We start from the raw sequence: 18,229 nt of genomic DNA, 5'->3' as shown, positions 1-18,229 counted from the left end.
CAGAACTGATTAATGATGAAATAGGCTAAATTAGATAGATATTTTCCAAGCTGTAGGCTTGCCCTTACGCCCCTGCCAATGACTCCCAACCAGATAAATATGTCCTTCATTGTCCCTAGTTACCGAACCATAAATCAGACGGTTACTGGGAATGGAGGGTAAAGTCGTTGCTGTAGCTTGCTTGAGGTTTAAATCATAAGTAAGCCACTGAGCCTTCTTTTGGCCTTTGGCACGTGCTACTGCACCAAGATATTGATTGCCATCTAGGCTAAAGAGACTTTCAATTGATGCGTTACCTTTTGGGTGCATGAAACCCAGTTCTTTAAGCTTATCCAACCCGCCCGTGGTTGAATCGAGCCTATAAAGCCTGCCTTCCTGCGTAACGAAGTAAACGTCACCATTTTGAGTTTCAGCATACCCCGTAATGCCATGATAACCGTCCCACGATTTCGATACGTAGTTTGGCATTATGTAGCTAGTGACATGATTTAGTTTGCGATCATAGTGTTCGAGTGACGCATAGCTAAGTCCATCTCCCGTTTCTCTAACTTTGGGAATATAGACATTTGCATGTTGGTCAATGAGGAAGTTGCGGGATACATGGGCGGTATCCGAGCCAACAGACACTGTTTTCACCTCACCAGAGACCATGTTGAATTGGAATAATTCATGCCCCCAATAGCCCAGTGCGTAAACGTAGCGGTCGCGCACTTGCACTGCGATTAGCGCATGTTCGGTTGCCAGCAAATGCTCCCATTGAGCCGAGCCAGGGCGCGTTCGCCATAAGTGTCCGCCCCAAGTGGGTAACGTCAGGTTACGCTGGGATTCGCCGCTCTCATCAAAACTTGAAAAGTAAAGGTAGCCATCATCTGCGGCAATAATTTTGCTATGCAATTTATTTTGTTTCACATCTGAAGGAGCAAGGCCAAGCTTCGTCAGTTGGCTGACAGTGTCCCCTAACGATTTGAATTGACCACTATATGGGTTGTACTTGAAAAGTTCAGAAGTGCCTTGCTGCCCACCGTGACTCGAAACACCAAAATAGATGTTGCCCGCATCATCGCGTCCTGTTGCTCCCCATATCGCGTCCATCTCTGCGTCAAGTTGCAATTGGCTAAATGAGATTTTCTCAACCAACACTTCACGGTTCAAATCAACTGGCGTAAACACGGTGCCCAGCACCTCGTCCTGCGTTCGTTGTATTAGTTTTATTTTAGGAGCAACGCCTGCACCACCCTCACTAGCCTTATTAGTATCAGGCGCTTCAGAGCAACCAGCTAGGAGTACAACAAGCAATACCTTGAAAAGGTTAGCCATCCTTTGTCGATACAACATCACCCTGCTCCTTGGATTCGAATCGGGTTGGAGTAAAACCAGTAATCTCGTCGGTCAGGCTGTTTGCTAACACCCCGTATGCGTACCACCGTTGACTCTGCAGTGATGGTTAGCGGGTATCGAACACGAATAGAGCCAATAGGCGAGGTTTCAAATTCCAATGGATAACTTCTGACGGAATGCGGTAATACCACCACCAACTCCAATTCTGATAGTTGCGGTACTAGGCCCTGCCAATCGGCTGCAGCCAACTGAACATCAACATTAATGATCGCTTCAGTGCGCTTTTTGCTGAGGCCAGTTTCGCCCATCTGCAAGGTTTGACCATTAGTGGTACTGGCTGAAAACTCCAAGGATTCGATGAATCGGCCATGCTGGGCCCAGAACCGGCCAGCCTGCAACCCTTGAATAACGTCGTTATGACGATTGCTGCGCGCGTATAAATGTGTTGTAGAAAACTGGCAAGGCCAATAATCCATTTTGGTGCTGTGGAAGTCAGAGTTAGCCCTAGCTCCCCAAACGTTAAAGCCTTTTTGCAATAACTCATCCCACTTACCGCCAATACGCGCTACTGCAGGATCCCAGCCGGCAACGGTGCGATGTTTGAAGGTATACGAGCCATTATTTTTACCTTTTTTCTTCTGATGACCCGGTGATCCTGACATGCCAATGACCAGCTTACTGGCAGCCATCCACGATTCCATATCATGGACGATTTCAGTTAAATAAAAAGTTTTACGGCTCGGGTGGTTATAAAACACCACAGGTTGCGTGCCATACACATCAATGTCTTCAAGAAAGGTCAGAGCAGGCTTCGCTGACAACATTTCTTCGGTGCGCTTTTTGTAGCTGTCGTAACGATTTCTGAATGTCGAAATTTGAGCCAGTAAATCGGCCGATTGAGGAAACAGCACGGTTGCATGCTCGCGCCCCATAAACGGTGGTACATTCCATTCCAACGCGGTGATGACCGACATTTGCGGGTGGTTAAGATCGGCATCGCGAATGGCATCAACGTAAGCGCGGCTGGCCACTTTCTTTAAGTTACGATCGCTATGATCGGCAATTGCAATAGCATCACAACCAAACGAGGCGGCCTTGTTGGCAACTTCTGCCACGGTATGGCTACCGTCAGAGAATTTAGTGTGGGTATGGGTATCAACGACTAACCATTGCCCAGATGAAATAGCCTCAACAGGCATTGCGTAACCGCGCCGCTGGTTTACTTGATCACCATCGGAATAAAGCGCAAGGGCATCAATACGAACATCAATTTTTTGCGCAAGGGCTTTGTATTTAGCAGAGCCGACCTGACCAAAGATGGCTTTAAATTCTTTTTCTCGAAAGCCTTCAGGCAAATCATGCACCAATGGGAAAAAGGTTTCTTCAAACGAACTAAAGGCCAACATGTCTTGGGCTCGTCGCGCTTGTTTATCATTTTCAGCAATCCATTCGGAGAACTTCAAACCTGCTTTATCCGCTGCCAAGTCAGCAAAGCTATAACCGGAGCCGCCTTGATTCGCATCGAGCAATTCCTTGATTTCACCTATGCTGAAGGCCAACTCGGCTCGCCCCAATTGCTCTAAGATGGCTGAATACAAAAAGTGTAACGCCAAATCTTGCCGCCCTTGCAGTGCCGCAGAGCGACGCTTGCCGACATTAGGTTTGCCGTCATACCCCGCCAATGAAGCAAATCGATAACTACCAAACTTGATCGCCAGCGCCCACAACGCGGCGGTATTTTCCTCTGCCGGATCGGCACCAGCGGCTGTTCTTGCCAACGCAGTTTTCATCACCTCTTGGACATAAGGTGCCAGCGAGCTTGGTTTATTGCTCATGGTGCGCAGCGTCGTCAGGTAAACATCAATGGTGGCCAATTCGATTTGGTCTTGGCGGTGGATGGTTTTGGCCGTGTTCGCCAACCCTTGAATGCCGCCTTTAATTTGTTCACGAAAATCAGTGGGCTTGTCTGCCACCAGCATCAACTGGCCCGACTTAAATTGTGCCCCCGAGATAATTTGATCCAGCGTCCTCTTGGCTTCATCACCAAAAACCCAGCCAAAGCCCATGACAGCAGTCGATTGAATCAATCCGGAAGGCAGTGGAATGCTGCCGATTTTGCAATCCTGTAAGCCACTTGCGTCAAAATCTGGCAGTAACATACATGACACATTTAGATAGCTTTTAAACCCCAAAGGGATCCGAACAGAGCCAGCAACAGCCATCCCATAGGGCGTAACAGAGCCGCCAAATTGGGCATTGGGAATGGAATAGCTAGCCACGGCCATGATGGCGTCGATGTCTTGCTGGCTGAGTTGTAGTTCGACACGAGAATGCCGAGAAATGAGTTGCTCACGAATCGCTTTAACTTTGTTCTTAGCTGCGCGAACATCCGCAGGTGCCAGCCCTTTGGATGGTTGAATGACAGGGTCGCTACTCAACAAAGCGAAGGCTGTCAAAACGATCAATGCGGTGAAGGTAAACAAGGTTACCAGCAGATTGCGAGCCAATTTTTTCATCAAAGTATGCTCTCGGATCCATCCTTAGCGAAAATGATATTCGAGCATAACCTGTTTCTAAAACAGGAGCGAGAGGCTAGCAACGCTGTGCATCACGAAATGTTATCGCGATGTAATAATCGTCATCGGGTTATAAACGAGCGGGAGAGAATTGAAGCGGAGTAACACGGCAGCAACTAATCGTCGCCAAGCGCTTTGCTGCGCTTAGCGACGGAGGCTAGATTATGGGTTTTGTGTATCCAGCACATCAAAGCTTTTGATGGTTTCATCAACGGCTTTCATTTGAGCCAAAAACGGCTCTAATTTACTAAGAGGAAGTGCCGATGGGCCGTCACACTTGGCGTTATCCGGATCGGGGTGGGACTCAAGGAACAAGCCCGCCAAACCAACAGCCATACCCGCACGAGCCAATTCGGCTACTTGCGAACGTCGGCCGCCTGATGCGGCTCCGAGTGGATCTCGGCATTGCAGCGAGTGGGTCACATCAAAAATCACCGGCAGGCCATCAGTCGCCTGAAACATTTGGCTAAAGCCAAGCATATCAACAACCAAATTGTCATAGCCAAAGTTAGTACCACGCTCACACAAGATCAGTTGGTCGTTGCCACACTCAATGAACTTGTCCGCAATATTTTTCATCTGACCGGGGCTTAAAAACTGCGGCTTTTTGATATTGATGACAGCGCCCGTTTTTGCCATGGCTTCAACTAAATCAGTCTGTCGAGCCAAAAACGCTGGTAGTTGAATAACATCCGCAACCTCGGCAACCGGCGCGGCTTGTGCAGCTTCGTGAACATCGGTGATGACAGGAATGTCGAAGGTTTGCTTAATTTCCTGAAAAATCTTCATTCCTTCTTCCAAGCCTGGCCCTCGGTAAGAAAAGACCGAGGAACGATTGGCTTTGTCGAAAGATGCTTTGAATACGAGCGGAATGCCCAATTTTTCAGTCACGTTTACGTAATGTTCCGCCATACTCATGGCCAAATCACGTGACTCTAATACGTTCATACCACCGAACAAAACAAAAGGTTTGTCGTTGGCAACTTCAATAGATTGAACCGTTACGGTTTTGTGTTGCATGATTTTGTCCTACTTATTAGTCGCGGCACGTGTCAGTACAATTTCGCCAACTTTATGGCGCCACGATTTGCATCAGCTGGCCACAAAGCCAAGCCATATATGTACCTAGGGCATAGCCCAACACCGCCAACAACACGCCAACGGGCGCTAAAGACGGATGGAATGCCGACGCCACCACGGGTGCCGAAGCCGCGCCACCCACATTAGCTTGGCTGCCTACTGCCATAAAGAACAGCGGCGCTTTGATAAGGCGCGCAACAATTAACATCAAACTTGCGTGAATCGCCATCCAAATCATACCCACCACAAAATACTGCGGTGATTTGGCGATGGCCGTGATATCCATGTGCAAACCAATGGATGCAACCAAGATATAAATCATCACAGACGCCAGTTTAGACGCGCCAGCGGCTTCAATGTGGCGAACCCGAGTAAACGACAGCGACAAACCAACAGTCGTGGCAATCACCACCAGCCAAAAGAACTTACTGTGCACACTATAAGGTTTCAGCGCTGGATAGTTTTCAGCAAACCAAGGGCCAAGGAAGTCAGCGCCGAAATGGGCTAAGCCGGTAATACCAAATCCCCAAGCAACAATCTTCATCAGATCAGTGCCTGTAGGAATACGTGCATGCTCGGCGTGATAGGCTTCCACTTTATCTTTTAGTGCTTCAATGGCAGAGCTATCGGCGCCCACTTTGGCATCAATCTGTTTCGCACGACCCGCCATCATCAACAGGCAAGCCATCCAAATATTGGCAACAATCACATCCACCGTCACCATGGAGGAAAAGATCTTGTCGCCCACTTCATACACTTCTTTCATTGCGGCTTGGTTCGCACCACCACCAATCCAGCTACCGGCCACGGTTGTCATACCGCGCCAAACTGCATCGGGGCCTGCGCCACCAACGGCATCAGGATAAACCATCGACATCAGCAAAATGGCAATAGGGCCACCAATGACAATGCCGAAAGTACCGGTTAAAAACATGATGAGCGCTTTAGGGCCAAGTGCAATGATGGCTTTAAAATCAATACTAATGGTCAATAAGACCAAGCAAGCGGGCAACAAATAGCGGGTTGAAACGTGGTACATGCGCGACTCGTGGCCGTCGACAATGCCAAAGGTATTCAGCAACGACGGCAAAAAGTAGCACAACAATACCGCAGGAATAACGGTGTAAAACCGGCGCCAAAACGGATGTGGGCTTGCGTGGGTGACAAAAATACCACCCAAAATAATCGCCAGCAGACCAAGCACAACTGCATCATTGGTGATTAACGCTTGGTGTATTTCTTGCGACATTAAAAACTCCTAATCGAACAAACGTTGTTGTTATTTTTAACCGAGAATAAAAGGCATTTTGCTACGTGCGAGATGGGCGATGGTTGCCACACAAGCAAGAGCGCCAATCAAGCCGGCAATCTGAGCGCCAGTTGATTTGGCAAATTTAAACAAATAGAAACCAAAGCCAATGTAGAGCACCACTAACACCAACTTTTCCCATAACCAAGGCTGATTCAGCCCCGGCATCATACTCACCATGCCAATGGCAGCAGCCAGCAATGCGGTATCAATCACATGCGGTACAATTTTGACCCATTTGCGCTGCATTAACGCACTGCCGCGCATCAACCAAATGGCTCTAAGAATCAGTAAGCCAACGGACAGAGCCACCAGCAGAACGTGTAAATGCTTTAATCCTGTGTACATATGTTTACCCTCGTCCCTTTATCCCTGTTGTTTGCACTAAGTGATTTAACGCCATTATCTCAAATAATGTTTCTTGGTTATGCATTCGCCGTTTCACGCTGCGCGCCAACAACCACCACTCACTCGGGGCTGATCAGCCAAATCGCTTCGCCAGTTAACCTGAGCAAAGCCTCGCGCTCGTAATAATTGGCACACCGCTTCGGCTTGGTCATAGCCATGTTCGAGTAACAACCAGCCGCCATCATTCAGATATTCTGGTGCTTGGTCAATGATATGACGAATATCATCCAGCCCATCGACTCCTGACACAAGTGCCGAATTCGGTTCAAATCTCACATCGCCCTGACTAAGGTGCTCATCATCGGCGGCAATATAAGGCGGGTTGCTCACCATCAAATCAAACTTAAAATCGCTTGGCACCTGCTCAAACCAATCACTCTGCAAGACTGAAACATTCGCTAACTTCAGTGAGCGAGCATTCGCCCGAGCCAAAGCGACCGCTTGCGCTTGTTGATCAACAGCAAGCAATAGCCAATTGGGTTGTTCACTTGCCAACGCCAATGCAATGGCGCCAGTGCCGGTGCCTAAATCCAATACGCGGTGTTTGGCTTGCAAATGACCGGTGGTGAGTTGAGCGGCGGGCAAACTGCGTTCGGCTAATTCAAGCGCCCACTCAACCAAACATTCGGTGTCGGGCCGTGGAATCAAGGTGCTGGAATCCACTTGCAATGGTAAAGACCAAAATTCTTTTTCACCGGTCAAATGCGCGACGGGCTTGCCTTCTCGACGCTGCGCAACCAACTGACGGAATTGCACGTCTTGCTCGGCCGACAAGATTTGCTCTGGCCAGGTGTATAAAAAGCTACGCGGTTTCTGCAGTACAAAGGTCAGCAATGCCACTGCATCAGTGGCGCCTTCTTGTTGCTGTAATAGCTGAGTTGCCCAGGCTTGCGCCTCGTCAATTCGCATTACCCCTGACCTTCAGCCAAAGCCGCCAGCAAATCGGCCTGATGCTCTTGCATCAGCGGTGTCAGCACCGCATCCAATTCGCCGTTAATAATTTCATCTAACCGATATAACGTCAGGTTGATGCGATGTTCGCTTACCCGTCCTTGCGGGTAGTTATAGGTGCGAATTCGCTCTGAACGATCGCCAGAAGCAACCAATGAACGGCGCATGGTGGTTTCTTCGCTGCGGCGCTTTTCATCTTCAGCAGCTTGCAAACGTGCACTAAGTACGGCCATGGCTTTAGCACGGTTTTTGTGCTGTGAACGTTCATCCTGACACTCCACCACAGTGCCTGTTGGCAAGTGAGTAATACGAATGGCGGAATCGGTTTTGTTAACGTGCTGACCACCTGCACCAGAAGCGCGGAAAGTATCAACTTTCAAATCTGCGGAATTAATTTCAATGGCTTCCGCTTCAGGTACTTCAGGCATCACAACCACGGTACACGCCGAGGTGTGAATCCGGCCTTGGCTCTCGGTTTCAGGAACGCGTTGCACGCGGTGGCCACCGGATTCAAATTTCATCACGCCATAGGCACCGTCACCAACCACGTAGGCAATGACTTCTTTGAATCCGCCCTGCTCACTTTCATTGACGTTGACGACTGATACCTTCCAACCACGCGTTTCAGCATAACGGCTGTACATACGGAACAAATCACCGGCAAAAATAGCCGCTTCATCACCACCAGCTCCAGCGCGGATCTCCAAGTAGCAGTTATTGTCATCGTTGGGATCTCGCGGCAACAACAGAATTTCTAATTCGCTATCAAGCGTTTCGATACGCTCATTGGCTTCAGCAATTTCTTCTTCAGCCATTTCACGCATTTCGTCATCATCTTCGGCCAGCATTTCCTTAGCCGAAGCCAAGTCGTCTTGTGCCTGTTGCAATGACTGATAGCAGCTTACAACGCTTTCAAGCTGCGAATACTCTTTTGATAACGCTCGAAATTGTTCCTGATCGGCAATCACAGAGGCATCACCCAACAGGGCTTGTAACTCTTCATAGCGTTCAATCAAACTTTCGAGTTTGGCAATAATCGACGGTTTCATAGATCCAAATATGTGTGTGCGAGCGTGCTAACGCTCGTCGTTTTTAAGGGCAAGGCCAAGGCTGTTGGCCAAATCTGATAACGATTGCGTTTGCTGCTCAATGCCAGCTTGCTGCAATGCTTTGGTTGTTGGGTGAAGGAGCGAATTGGTTAGCTTATAAGCCAGTTCACGAACCACTTGTTCTGCCGGCTGGCCGTTATCCAAGGATTGCAGGGCTTTTTCAACTAACTCGTCGCGCGTTTCTGCACCTTGTTGGCGATACTGCTTAATGGCCGATACGGATTGCTGCGATTGAAGCCATTGGATAAACAAATCAGCTTGTTCATTAATGATGGCTTGGGCTTGCTTAGCTGCGGCCTCGCGAGAGCTCATGTTATCGGCAATGATGTTTTGTAAATCATCAACCGTGTACAAGTAGGCATCGCGCAAATCACCGACTTCCGGCTCCACATCACGCGGCACCGCTAAATCCACCAGTAACATGGGCTGACGACGACGTAATTTGAGCGCTCGACTCACTGCCCCTGTGCCAACAATTGGCATTGGGCTGGCTGTAGAGCAAATCACGATGTCAGCGTGGCCTAACGCATCGCCAAGTTGATGCAAGGTAATGGGCTGGCCACCAAATTCGTTCGCTAAATGTTCTGCACGCAGCAAGGTTCGATTGGCCACGACGGGTGCTTGTACGCCCTGATCGCGCAAATGTTTAGCCACCAGTTCAATGGTTTCGCCGGCGCCAACCAGCAACACCCGAGCTTTCGTTAAGTCACCAAAAATATGCTTAGCCAGATTCACTGCTGCATAAGCAACAGACACTGCACTAGCGCCAATGTCGGTGTGCGTGCGAACTTGCTTGGCAACGCTAAACGCTCGGTCGAATAAACGCTCAAGGCGGTAGCTCAAGGTGCCCACAGCCTTAGCTTGGGCATAAGCTTGTTTAACTTGGCCAAGGATTTGCGGCTCACCGAGGATCAGCGAGTCAAGACCACTAGCCACCCGCATTAAGTGGGTAATAGCCTGTAATTGATTGAGTTGGTAGGTGTGCTGGGCGAGGTCATCCAATGTTACTTGATGGAAGGCTGCCAACCATTCGAGTAACACTTGTGGCGAGGCATTATCTTGCACATACACTTCGGTACGATTACAAGTTGATAGGATCACCGCGCCCCTGCACCCTTCTCGGTTGTGCAGTTGTTGCAACGCTTGCGGCAAGGTTTCGGGGTCGAAAGCAACCCGTTCACGCAATGCCACTGGTGCCGTTTGGTGATTAATTCCTAATGCGATTAACGCCATGTTTTCTGATTTGGCTAACGATGATGTTAGCGTGTCTGTCCAGCTCACTATCGCTCTGCGCAAGGTTATCGATTCCCTATCAGAGCGAGTTACGTTGTATTGTTATGGCCGCTATTCTACGTGAAAAGGGCGATAGAGAAAACTTCTGTTACCACGGCCAGTCGATTGCTGCTGGCTGATTATTCGAGGCTTGATATACTGGCGCCAATTCCCCCATCTACAAATGGAAAATTGCCTGTGAAACATTGGTTTTGGCTCTTTGCTTTGTTTGGTTTGGCCAGTTGTGCCACTTTACCGCCGGACTCCCAACATGCCAATGTCACTCCAGAATTGCTGAGAGCATATCAACAACATAGTGCTCAGCTGCTGCAATTTGATCAGTGGTCAGCTAGCGGTAAGTTAGCCTTTATTAACCCAGAGCAGCGCCAAAGCAGCCGAGTAAACTGGCAGCACAGCCCAACTCAGAGCCATATTTTACTCACCAATACGCTCGGTATTACCTTACTAGAAGCACAGCAACGTGAATCCCATGCGACGTTAGAAGTGGATGGTAAATCCTACTCCGGTTCGTCATTAACCAGTTTGGTGGCACAACTTAGCGGTTATCGCGCGCCATTTGAGGCCATGACCCAATGGCTCACGGGGTATGCCAACTTAGCAGAGATTTCCAACGTTGAGCTCGATACCAACGGCTATTTACTGGGCTTTTCTCAACAACTGCCCAATTGGGGAGAATGGCAAGTCAGGTATAATGGCTACTATCCTGCAACTAAATCTCAGCCGGCGTTGCCATCGCGTATTACGCTAACTCACCCCAATCCAGACAACCCGCAATTGACCATTAAACTCGCCATCAGTCGTTGGCAATCGATATGACAAACACTATTACCCTGCCCTCACCGGCCAAATTGAATTTGTTTTTGCACATTAATGGCCAGCTACCCAATGGTTACCATGAACTGCAAACCTTGTTTCAGTTTATTGATTACGGCGACAGCCTGACTTTTTCTAGCCGTGCCGATGGCAACATTGTGTTGACCACTGAAATGGCTGGCGTTGCCCATGACGACAACTTAATTGTGCGGGCGGCACGCTTGCTGCAACAACACACCGATTGTAACCAAGGCGTTACCATTAGCATTGATAAAGTGCTGCCCATGGGCGGTGGTATTGGCGGCGGTAGCTCCAATGCAGCCACCGTACTGTTAGCCTGTAATTACATATGGAACACTAAGTTGCCAGCAGCAACGTTAGCCAAACTGGGTTTACAGTTGGGCGCCGACGTGCCCGTGTTTGTTCACGGTAAAGCAACACTTGCCGAAGGCGTTGGCGAGAAGTTTACCGACATGAACCCGCCAGAGCCTTGGTACTTGGTGATTTTCCCCAACGTGCATGTCAATACGGCCACTATCTTTCAGCATCCGGACTTGCCACGTAGCACCCCCAAGTTAGCAAGCGCCAACATACTCGCCAGCGATCTTGGCAACGACTGCCAAAAACTGGTGAGCAAAACCTATCCGCAAGTTGAAAAAGCCCTGCGCTGGTTGTTAGAATACGCGCCGTCTAAGCTGACAGGCACTGGCAGTTGTGTTTTTGCATCATTTGAAACCCAACAGCAGGCTCATCAGACGCTGCTAGACTTACCTGAGCCAATGACAGGATTTGTCGCTAAAGGTTGTAATACCTCACCTTTACACAATGCATTGCAGCAATATAATTAGTTCGATTGGGGTATCGCCAAGCGGTAATATAGCGGCTTTTGCTGCCACCACTCCCGCGTTCAGATCTTGGTACCCCAGCCATCATCAACACACAGGCAGACACGACCCCGACGAGGTTAACACCGTGCCCGATATGAAGCTCTTCGCTGGCAACGCAACGCCAGAACTCGCTCAAAAAATTGCAGACCGTTTGTACGTCCGCCTTGGCCAAGCATCAGTAGGCCGTTTTAGCGATGGCGAAATTGCCGTTGAAATTAAGGAAAACGTGCGTGGTTTGGATGTATTCATCATTCAAAGTACTTGCGCACCAACCAATGACAACTTGATGGAACTCATTGTTATGGTTGATGCCATGCGCCGCGCCTCGGCCGGTCGTATTACCGCAGTTATCCCGTATTTTGGTTACTCTCGTCAGGATCGCCGCGTGCGCTCCGCTCGGGTGCCAATTACCGCAAAAGTTGTTGCAGACTTCTTGTCTAGCGTTGGTGTCGACCGCGTTTTGACGGTTGATTTGCATGCAGAGCAAATCCAAGGCTTTTTCGATGTACCAGTCGATAACTGTTTTGGCTCGCCAATTTTGCTAGAAGATTTGCTGTCGAAAGACTTTGAAGATCCGGTCATCGTATCGCCAGATATTGGCGGTGTAGTACGTGCACGTGCCGTTGCTAAAATGATGAACGATTGCGATCTAGCCATCATCGATAAGCGTCGCCCTCGCGCCAACATTTCACAAGTGATGAATATCATTGGTGACGTGAAAGATCGCGATTGTATTCTGGTTGATGACATGATCGACACCGGCGGCACCTTGTGTAAAGCTGCCGAAGCACTGAAAGAGCAAGGCGCTAAGCGCGTGTTTGCTTATGCAACGCACCCAGTATTCTCTGGCAATGCGATTGAGAACATTAAAAATTCAGTGCTCGACGAAGTGATTGTGACTGACACCATTCCATTGCACCCAGAAATGGCGGCCTTGCCAATCGTAAACCAGCTCACCATGTCTGGCTTGCTGGCTGAAGCTATCCGTCGGGTTAGCAACGAAGAGTCTATCTCTGCGATGTTCCGCTAACAGCACTGGCTACGCACCGTTACACATTTGGGTGCGATGAATTAAGTTTGTGACTGCTTTAATAGAGTTTGTGACTTTAATTAAGTTTGTGAGCAAATAAGCCCAATATGAAAAAGCGAACCACTTGGTTCGCTTTTTTGATCTAACAACATAACTCTTCTATCCCATATTACTCACTATCGATACTCAATTTTGTCACTGTTGCATTTACGACCATTCGTTTTCCGTTAGATTGTGCGCTAAGCAGTAGCAACATCAAGAAGCCACCTTGAATAGAGATAGCCCAAGGGTGCAAGAGGCCTAAGTGGGGAACATCTAATCCAGTTGTAGTCCACAAAATCAAAGTCAATAAAACGACCAGTGTTCCTGCACATGAATCCCTGTAAAGCAAAAATCGCTTGTGAGCTGAGCGTACCTGAGGCTTTTCCATTACGTCTTTATAAATATGCTTATACCAAAGTCGATTTCTGTCAGACTTTTCAACTTCATTACCAAATACATGAGGCCATGCGTCTACTAGCTCTTCCCTATCAAGGCGAGCGTCAGAAAAACAGAGCTGATGACAACGGTAGCCAGGAAGCTCGTGCCACAACCTAAGAAAGACCAGCTTATGCTTTAGGCTTTGCGGTAAAACATCAGCAAGCATAACAAGGACAACAGTAGCCAAAGCCGAGAAGCCTGCCGCCATCGCATAATCTAAGAACCCCTTGCTCTCTTCCAAACCAACTTGCAGCACAAGAGTTAGCAAAAGTGGGGTTCCCATGAGGCCAGCAAGTGCTAGTTTGTTTTCTTCTTTTAAATTGGCCATTTCTATTAAGCTTCCTCATCATATTCATAGCAGTATGGTTCTGGGGTTAGCGAACTCCAACCGGCCCTATCAGGTGCGTCATAGTGATGCCTAATGCCTCCGCCTTTAGTGGCTCTTGCTCCTGGAATACCTCGATGCTTAAACGCATTCAATACTGCTTGATGGGGATGCTTAGGTGCACCTTCTTTAGCTGATGATGCAATAGCAGAAATTTGTCGCTCTTTACCTACACTAACAGGCTCTCCGATAAGTCGGTTAAGTACGTCGGGTCCAATATTTCGCTTACTACCATGATGAGGAATCTGCATAAACCTCAATTCAGCACCACTTGCACAGGTATCAATTTCATCGGCAGCGTTGTTCAATGCAGTAATCCCTGCATCACCAGTGAAGAGCAAGCGCCGCCCATCAACGATTAGCTGCGTAATAACGCTAGAGTTGTTCTTCGCAGAAGTTGTATCGTCATTATCAAGCTGATCCTCCCCCCAAGAAGCAAATACTTTTTTGAGGGCTTTGGCGGCTTTAGCTGTAAAAGCCTCCAAAGCAGCCATCAGTCCTTGGGCACTTCGATCTTCCGTAGCAGCTTTGGTTTCAGGCATCCCATCAAATTTAGGTAGTAACTCTTCGTAGTATTTCAGACTAGGACTTAAAACCTTCACACTGCCAAAGTCGAAAGAACTACCAGTAAAGGGCTCACAAACATTGATCCCCTTACCTTTGGCTTGCTGTACGAGCTTATATGCCGATTCCAGGTTATCCTTGAGCTTTTCACCGATGCTGTTATCAGTAATACGACCATCCTTAAAATTTTCTGCAAGGCCTTCATTGTGCTCCCAAGCTTGATGAATCCACAACTCAGTGACTTCTAGTTCGTCAATAACTGTTGAAAGCCCGTTAATGTGGTCTTGATCCGGGTGAGTAGAAATCACTAAATCTACTTTGCTGGTATGGAAGTGCGTTTGCACATGCTCCACCAATTTCTGTCCGTCATCTTTGTAACCGCCATCAATAATGACGACCGTTTGATCCCCTCGTTCACCATGCAAGTCACCATAGCGAATAGCAATAGCATCACCACTGTTAGACTTTTCTCCAACGGCGAGCACATCAATTTCATATCCCATTGTTACCTCTCAAATGCAACTGCACCATTCACATGATGCAAAATTTAACTTACGTTAAGCTATATTGACAATGGGATGCCCGTCAAGCATTATTTGTGCATCTTTTAAATGGTGCAAGATATTGTGAAGACATTATTGAAAGGGGTGGCCTCTGTTAAAGCTGGGTACTCCTTTAGAGGAAAAATCCCCGAAGACGAGCATGGAGAGGTCTGGGTGATCCAAGTAAGGGATATAAGCGCAGATGGTCAAATTATGTGGGATCAGCTCATCCGCACAACGATTACCGGAAGAAAATCTCCTCAACTTTTAGAGCTTGGCGATGTTCTTTTTATTGCCAGGGGACAAAAGCATTTGGCAGCCAGTGTTAAAGAAGTTGATAGGCCAGTGGTATGTGCTCCTCACTTTTTCCATATACGGTTGAGCGCTACTGCTCAGGTAAACCCAGGGTTTCTGGCGTGGCAGTTGAACCAACAACCAGCCCAGCGCTATTTCAAACAGTCGGCAGAAGGAAGTGCCCAAATGAGTATTCGTCGTGAAGTGCTGGAGAACGTGCCTCTCACGTTCCCGGAACTAAGCAAACAACATGTCATTGCAGAGCTGGAAGCCTGCGCCATCAAGGAAAAGGCGGCGCTTCAGCAGCTCATCGACAACCGCCATAAACAACTCGACGCCATTGCAAAAGACATTTTGCAGTAGCTGCCATTAGTTAAGAACCGAATTAACCAAGAGAACACCAATGACCCAGTCACCAATCAATCAAGATGCAATCAACAAAGCCGTATGGGCGGCTTGCGATACCTTCCGTGGCACCGTTGACCCATCGATTTACAAAGACTTCATCCTCACCATGCTGTTCTTGAAGTACATCTCCGATGTGCACCAAGACAAATACGATGAGCTCAAAGCCGAATACGGTGACGTGCCAGAGCTAATCAATGAGATGATGGAAAGCCAGTCATTTAAAATCCCAGCCAACAATACCTTTTGGGATTTGTATGAAGCGCGCCATGAAGCGGGCAATGGCTCACGCATTGACCAAGCCTTGCATGCCATTGAAGAAGCCAACGGCACCAAGCTAAAAAACGTATTCCAAGACATCAGCTTTAACACCGACAAGCTGGGTGATGAAAAGCAAAAGAACGACATTCTGCGTCACCTGCTTGAGGACTTTGGTAAAGACACCCTGAATCTGCGCCCAAGCCGCGTCGGCTCGCTAGACGTAATTGGTAACGCTTACGAATACCTCATCAAGCACTTTGCCGCAGGCAGCGGTAAATCGGCCGGTGAGTTCTATACCCCGCCCGAAGTGTCCGACTTGCTCTCCATTTTGTTGGCCCCACAAGAAGGCGACAGCATTTGCGATCCGGCCTGTGGCTCGGGCTCATTGTTGATGAAGTGTGGCCAGCAAATTCAAAAGAACTTTAGCGGCTCCAAGAAGTATGCGCTGTATGGTCAAGAAGCCATTGGCTCCACTTGGTCATTGGCCAAAATGAACATGTTCCTGCACGGCGAAGACAACCACCGCATTGAGTGGGGCGATACCATTCGTAATCCTAAGCTTCAGGATCAAGACGGTGGCCTACTGCACTTTGATGTGGTCACCGCCAACCCGCCATTCTCACTCGATAAGTGGGGCCATGAAGATGCCAGCAACGATCACTTTGGTCGTTTTCGCCGAGGCATTCCACCCAAGACCAAAGGCGACTATGCGTTTATCTCCCACATGATTGAAACCTTGAAGCCACGTTCTCAAGGTAAAGAGGGGGGACGAATGGGCGTGGTGGTGCCCCACGGTGTGCTATTCCGCGCATCCAGCGAAGGCAAAATCCGCAAACAACTGATTGATGAAAACCTGCTAGATGCAGTCATTGGCCTGCCAGAAAAGCTGTTCTTCGGCACCGGCATTCCCGCGGCGATTTTGATTTTCAAAAAGCACAAGGATGATGAGGATGTCTTGTTCATCGACGCTAGCCGCGAGTTTAAATCCGGCAAAAATCAAAACCTGCTGACCGCCGACAACATCGCCAAAATCGTTGAAACCTACCGCAATGGTCAAAGCGTTGATAAATACGCGTACCTTGCCTCACTCAAAGAGATTCAAGAAAACGACTACAACCTCAACATCCCGCGCTACGTCGATACCTTTGAAGAAGAGGAAGAAATCGATTTGGTTGCAGTGCGAGCCGAACGCCTAGCATTGCAAAATGAACTGGCCGAGTTAGAAACCGAAATGGCTAGCTACTTGAAGGAACTTGGTTATGGTGCCTAGCGGTTGGAAAAAAGGCTCAGTAGAGGATATTGCTACAGTAACTTCAGGCGGGACACCTAGCCGTAAAAATGACTCTTACTGGAATGGCCATATACCTTGGGTAACAACATCAGAAGTAAAGTTTGGAGTTATTACCGATACTGAGCAAAAAATTACTCAGGAAGGCTTAGATAATTCCTCGGCCAAAATGTTTCCTGAAAACACCCTACTCATAGCTATGTATGGGCAAGGAAAAACAAGAGGCCAGGTAGCAAAGTTAGGGATTGAAGCCTCAACTAATCAAGCGTGTGCCGCTCTTCTTCTTAATGATGATTGCGAAGTTGACTATTACTTTCAATTTTTAACCAGCCAATATGACGCCATTCGAGAATTGGCTAATAGTGGTGGGCAGCAGAACCTGAGCGCAGGGATTATCAAGAATATACATGTACCAATCCCCCCCCTCCCAGAACAACGCAAAATCGCCAAGATTCTTGCCACTTGGGATAAGGCCATCGCCACCTCCGAAAAGTTAATCGCCGCCAGCCAGCAGCAGAAAAAAGCCCTGATGCAGCAACTGCTCACCGGCAAAAAACGCCTCACAAACCCCGACACCGGCCAACCGTTTGAAGGGGAGTGGGAAGAGGTTAGGTTGGAATCTTACATTAATCTTTTAAGTGGCCATGCCTTTAAAAGCTCTGCGTTTGAAAAAGACTCAGGTTACAAACTGCTGCGAGGAATTAATATTACACGTGGAACTTTGCGTTGGGGTGAAGAGCAAACATTTTCATGGACCAACGTAAATGGGTTTGAAAAATATTTGGTAAATGTTGGTGATATTGTTATTAGCATGGATGGCTCTCTAGTTGGCAGAAACTATGCATTAATCACAGAGAACAATCATGAGCCTATGCTGTTAGTGCAGCGAGTTGCGAGGATTCGATGTAAAACTGCGCTTGAGCACAATTATTTGTTACAGCACATTGCATCAGAGCGTTTTAAATCATACGTAGATGCGGTTAAGACTGTTACCGCGATTCCCCACATAAGTGCTAAAGATATAAAGCATTTTATGCTTCCGCTACCTTCAGTTGACGAACAACAAAAAATCTCCTCTGTGCTAACCGCCGCTGATAAAGAAATCGAAGTGCAGCAAGCCAAACTCGCCCACCTCAAACAAGAGAAAAAAGCCCTGATGCAGCAACTACTCACCGGCAAGCGTAGGGTTAAAACTGACGAGCAAGAGGCCGCTTAA

16 protein-coding genes are annotated in these 18,229 nt (G+C 48.2%); 6 read left to right on the top strand and 10 right to left on the bottom strand.

Annotated elements, in window-relative coordinates; all coding sequences use genetic code 11:
- Positions 1 to 30: 30 nt before the first annotated feature.
- The 8 genes from K0504_RS12420 to hemA form a co-directional block, all read right to left on the bottom strand.
- Positions 31 to 1,335, bottom strand: a complete 1,305-nt coding sequence (locus tag K0504_RS12420; protein WP_220104516.1) for a ligand-binding sensor domain-containing protein — start codon at positions 1,333 to 1,335, stop codon at positions 31 to 33.
- Complete coding sequence (locus K0504_RS12415) at positions 1,335 to 3,854, bottom strand: PHP domain-containing protein (RefSeq protein ID WP_220104515.1); 2,520 nt, start codon at positions 3,852 to 3,854, stop codon at positions 1,335 to 1,337. The genes K0504_RS12420 and K0504_RS12415 overlap by 1 nt, the downstream gene beginning before the upstream one ends.
- Positions 3,855 to 4,076: 222 nt before the next feature.
- Entirely contained in the window at positions 4,077 to 4,934 is an 858-nt protein-coding gene (gene kdsA / locus K0504_RS12410; protein ID WP_220104514.1) for a 3-deoxy-8-phosphooctulonate synthase, read from the bottom strand.
- A 52-nt stretch (positions 4,935 to 4,986) separates the two neighbouring features.
- A complete protein-coding gene (locus tag K0504_RS12405; protein ID WP_220104513.1) occupies positions 4,987 to 6,243 on the bottom strand; it encodes a DUF819 family protein in 1,257 nt (418 codons plus the stop codon).
- A gap of 36 nt (positions 6,244 to 6,279) precedes the next feature.
- Positions 6,280 to 6,651, bottom strand: coding sequence for a SirB2 family protein (locus K0504_RS12400; protein ID WP_220104512.1), 372 nt, complete (start codon positions 6,649 to 6,651; stop codon positions 6,280 to 6,282).
- Positions 6,652 to 6,744: 93 nt separating this feature from the next.
- Positions 6,745 to 7,620, bottom strand: a complete 876-nt coding sequence (gene prmC, locus K0504_RS12395; protein ID WP_220104511.1) for a peptide chain release factor N(5)-glutamine methyltransferase — start codon at positions 7,618 to 7,620, stop codon at positions 6,745 to 6,747.
- Positions 7,620 to 8,711, bottom strand: a complete 1,092-nt coding sequence (gene prfA, locus K0504_RS12390; protein ID WP_220104510.1) for a peptide chain release factor 1 — start codon at positions 8,709 to 8,711, stop codon at positions 7,620 to 7,622. The genes prmC and prfA overlap by 1 nt, the downstream gene beginning before the upstream one ends.
- 27 nt (positions 8,712 to 8,738) lie before the next feature.
- Positions 8,739 to 10,004: a glutamyl-tRNA reductase gene (gene hemA, locus K0504_RS12385; RefSeq protein ID WP_220104563.1), complete on the bottom strand. Its 1,266-nt coding sequence runs from the start codon at positions 10,002 to 10,004 to the stop codon at positions 8,739 to 8,741.
- Positions 10,005 to 10,241: 237 nt separating this feature from the next.
- Between hemA and lolB the strand changes: the two genes are divergently transcribed.
- From lolB to K0504_RS12370, 3 genes are all read left to right on the top strand, one after another.
- Entirely contained in the window at positions 10,242 to 10,880 is a 639-nt protein-coding gene (gene lolB, locus K0504_RS12380; RefSeq protein ID WP_220104509.1) for a lipoprotein insertase outer membrane protein LolB, read from the top strand.
- Positions 10,877 to 11,725: a 4-(cytidine 5'-diphospho)-2-C-methyl-D-erythritol kinase gene (gene ispE, locus K0504_RS12375; protein WP_220104508.1), complete on the top strand. Its 849-nt coding sequence runs from the start codon at positions 10,877 to 10,879 to the stop codon at positions 11,723 to 11,725. Before lolB ends, ispE begins: the two co-directional genes overlap by 4 nt.
- 124 nt (positions 11,726 to 11,849) lie before the next feature.
- Positions 11,850 to 12,794 carry a ribose-phosphate pyrophosphokinase gene (locus K0504_RS12370; protein ID WP_220104507.1) on the top strand — a complete coding sequence of 315 codons (945 nt, stop codon included), beginning with the start codon at positions 11,850 to 11,852 and terminating at the stop codon, positions 12,792 to 12,794.
- Between the two features lie 169 nt (positions 12,795 to 12,963).
- Here K0504_RS12370 and K0504_RS12365 read toward each other — a convergent pair whose 3' ends face one another.
- Complete coding sequence (locus tag K0504_RS12365; RefSeq protein ID WP_220104506.1) at positions 12,964 to 13,602, bottom strand: hypothetical protein; 639 nt, start codon at positions 13,600 to 13,602, stop codon at positions 12,964 to 12,966.
- A 5-nt stretch (positions 13,603 to 13,607) separates the two neighbouring features.
- Positions 13,608 to 14,726 (bottom strand): ComEC/Rec2 family competence protein, encoded by a 1,119-nt coding sequence (locus tag K0504_RS12360; RefSeq protein ID WP_220104505.1) that lies wholly within the window; start codon positions 14,724 to 14,726, stop codon positions 13,608 to 13,610.
- A 108-nt stretch (positions 14,727 to 14,834) separates the two neighbouring features.
- Between K0504_RS12360 and K0504_RS12355 the strand changes: the two genes are divergently transcribed.
- The 3 genes from K0504_RS12355 to K0504_RS12345 are packed head-to-tail and all read left to right on the top strand — an operon-like array spanning position 14,835 to position 18,229.
- Complete coding sequence (locus tag K0504_RS12355; protein ID WP_220104504.1) at positions 14,835 to 15,422, top strand: restriction endonuclease subunit S; 588 nt, start codon at positions 14,835 to 14,837, stop codon at positions 15,420 to 15,422.
- A 40-nt stretch (positions 15,423 to 15,462) separates the two neighbouring features.
- Entirely contained in the window at positions 15,463 to 16,995 is a 1,533-nt protein-coding gene (locus tag K0504_RS12350) for a type I restriction-modification system subunit M (protein ID WP_220104503.1), read from the top strand.
- Positions 16,985 to 18,229, top strand: coding sequence for a restriction endonuclease subunit S (locus K0504_RS12345; protein ID WP_220104502.1), 1,245 nt, complete (start codon positions 16,985 to 16,987; stop codon positions 18,227 to 18,229). Before K0504_RS12350 ends, K0504_RS12345 begins: the two co-directional genes overlap by 11 nt.

Origin of the sequence: Neiella holothuriorum (assembly GCF_019457915.1) — a bacterium.
Taxonomy (GTDB): Bacteria; Pseudomonadota; Gammaproteobacteria; order Enterobacterales; family Neiellaceae; genus Neiella; species Neiella holothuriorum.
This window is presented reverse-complemented; position numbering and strand designations above follow the sequence as displayed.

Bases quoted from the DNA above. Each gene is read 5' to 3' on its own strand.
- K0504_RS12400 (WP_220104512.1), bottom strand. From the start codon at position 6,651: ATGTACACAGGATTAAAGCATTTACACGTTCTGCTGGTGGCTCTGTCC.
- ispE (WP_220104508.1), top strand. From the start codon at position 10,877: ATGACAAACACTATTACCCTGCCCTCACCGGCCAAATTGAATTTGTTT.
- hemA (WP_220104563.1), bottom strand. From the start codon at position 10,004: ATGGCGTTAATCGCATTAGGAATTAATCACCAAACGGCACCAGTGGCA.
- kdsA (WP_220104514.1), bottom strand. From the start codon at position 4,934: ATGCAACACAAAACCGTAACGGTTCAATCTATTGAAGTTGCCAACGAC.
- K0504_RS12420 (WP_220104516.1), bottom strand. From the start codon at position 1,335: ATGTTGTATCGACAAAGGATGGCTAACCTTTTCAAGGTATTGCTTGTT.
- K0504_RS12355 (WP_220104504.1), top strand. From the start codon at position 14,835: ATGGTGCAAGATATTGTGAAGACATTATTGAAAGGGGTGGCCTCTGTT.
- K0504_RS12350 (WP_220104503.1), top strand. From the start codon at position 15,463: ATGACCCAGTCACCAATCAATCAAGATGCAATCAACAAAGCCGTATGG.
- K0504_RS12415 (WP_220104515.1), bottom strand. From the start codon at position 3,854: ATGAAAAAATTGGCTCGCAATCTGCTGGTAACCTTGTTTACCTTCACC.
- K0504_RS12365 (WP_220104506.1), bottom strand. From the start codon at position 13,602: ATGGCCAATTTAAAAGAAGAAAACAAACTAGCACTTGCTGGCCTCATG.
- K0504_RS12405 (WP_220104513.1), bottom strand. From the start codon at position 6,243: ATGTCGCAAGAAATACACCAAGCGTTAATCACCAATGATGCAGTTGTG.
- prfA (WP_220104510.1), bottom strand. From the start codon at position 8,711: ATGAAACCGTCGATTATTGCCAAACTCGAAAGTTTGATTGAACGCTAT.
- K0504_RS12360 (WP_220104505.1), bottom strand. From the start codon at position 14,726: ATGGGATATGAAATTGATGTGCTCGCCGTTGGAGAAAAGTCTAACAGT.
- K0504_RS12345 (WP_220104502.1), top strand. From the start codon at position 16,985: ATGGTGCCTAGCGGTTGGAAAAAAGGCTCAGTAGAGGATATTGCTACA.
- prmC (WP_220104511.1), bottom strand. From the start codon at position 7,620: ATGCGAATTGACGAGGCGCAAGCCTGGGCAACTCAGCTATTACAGCAA.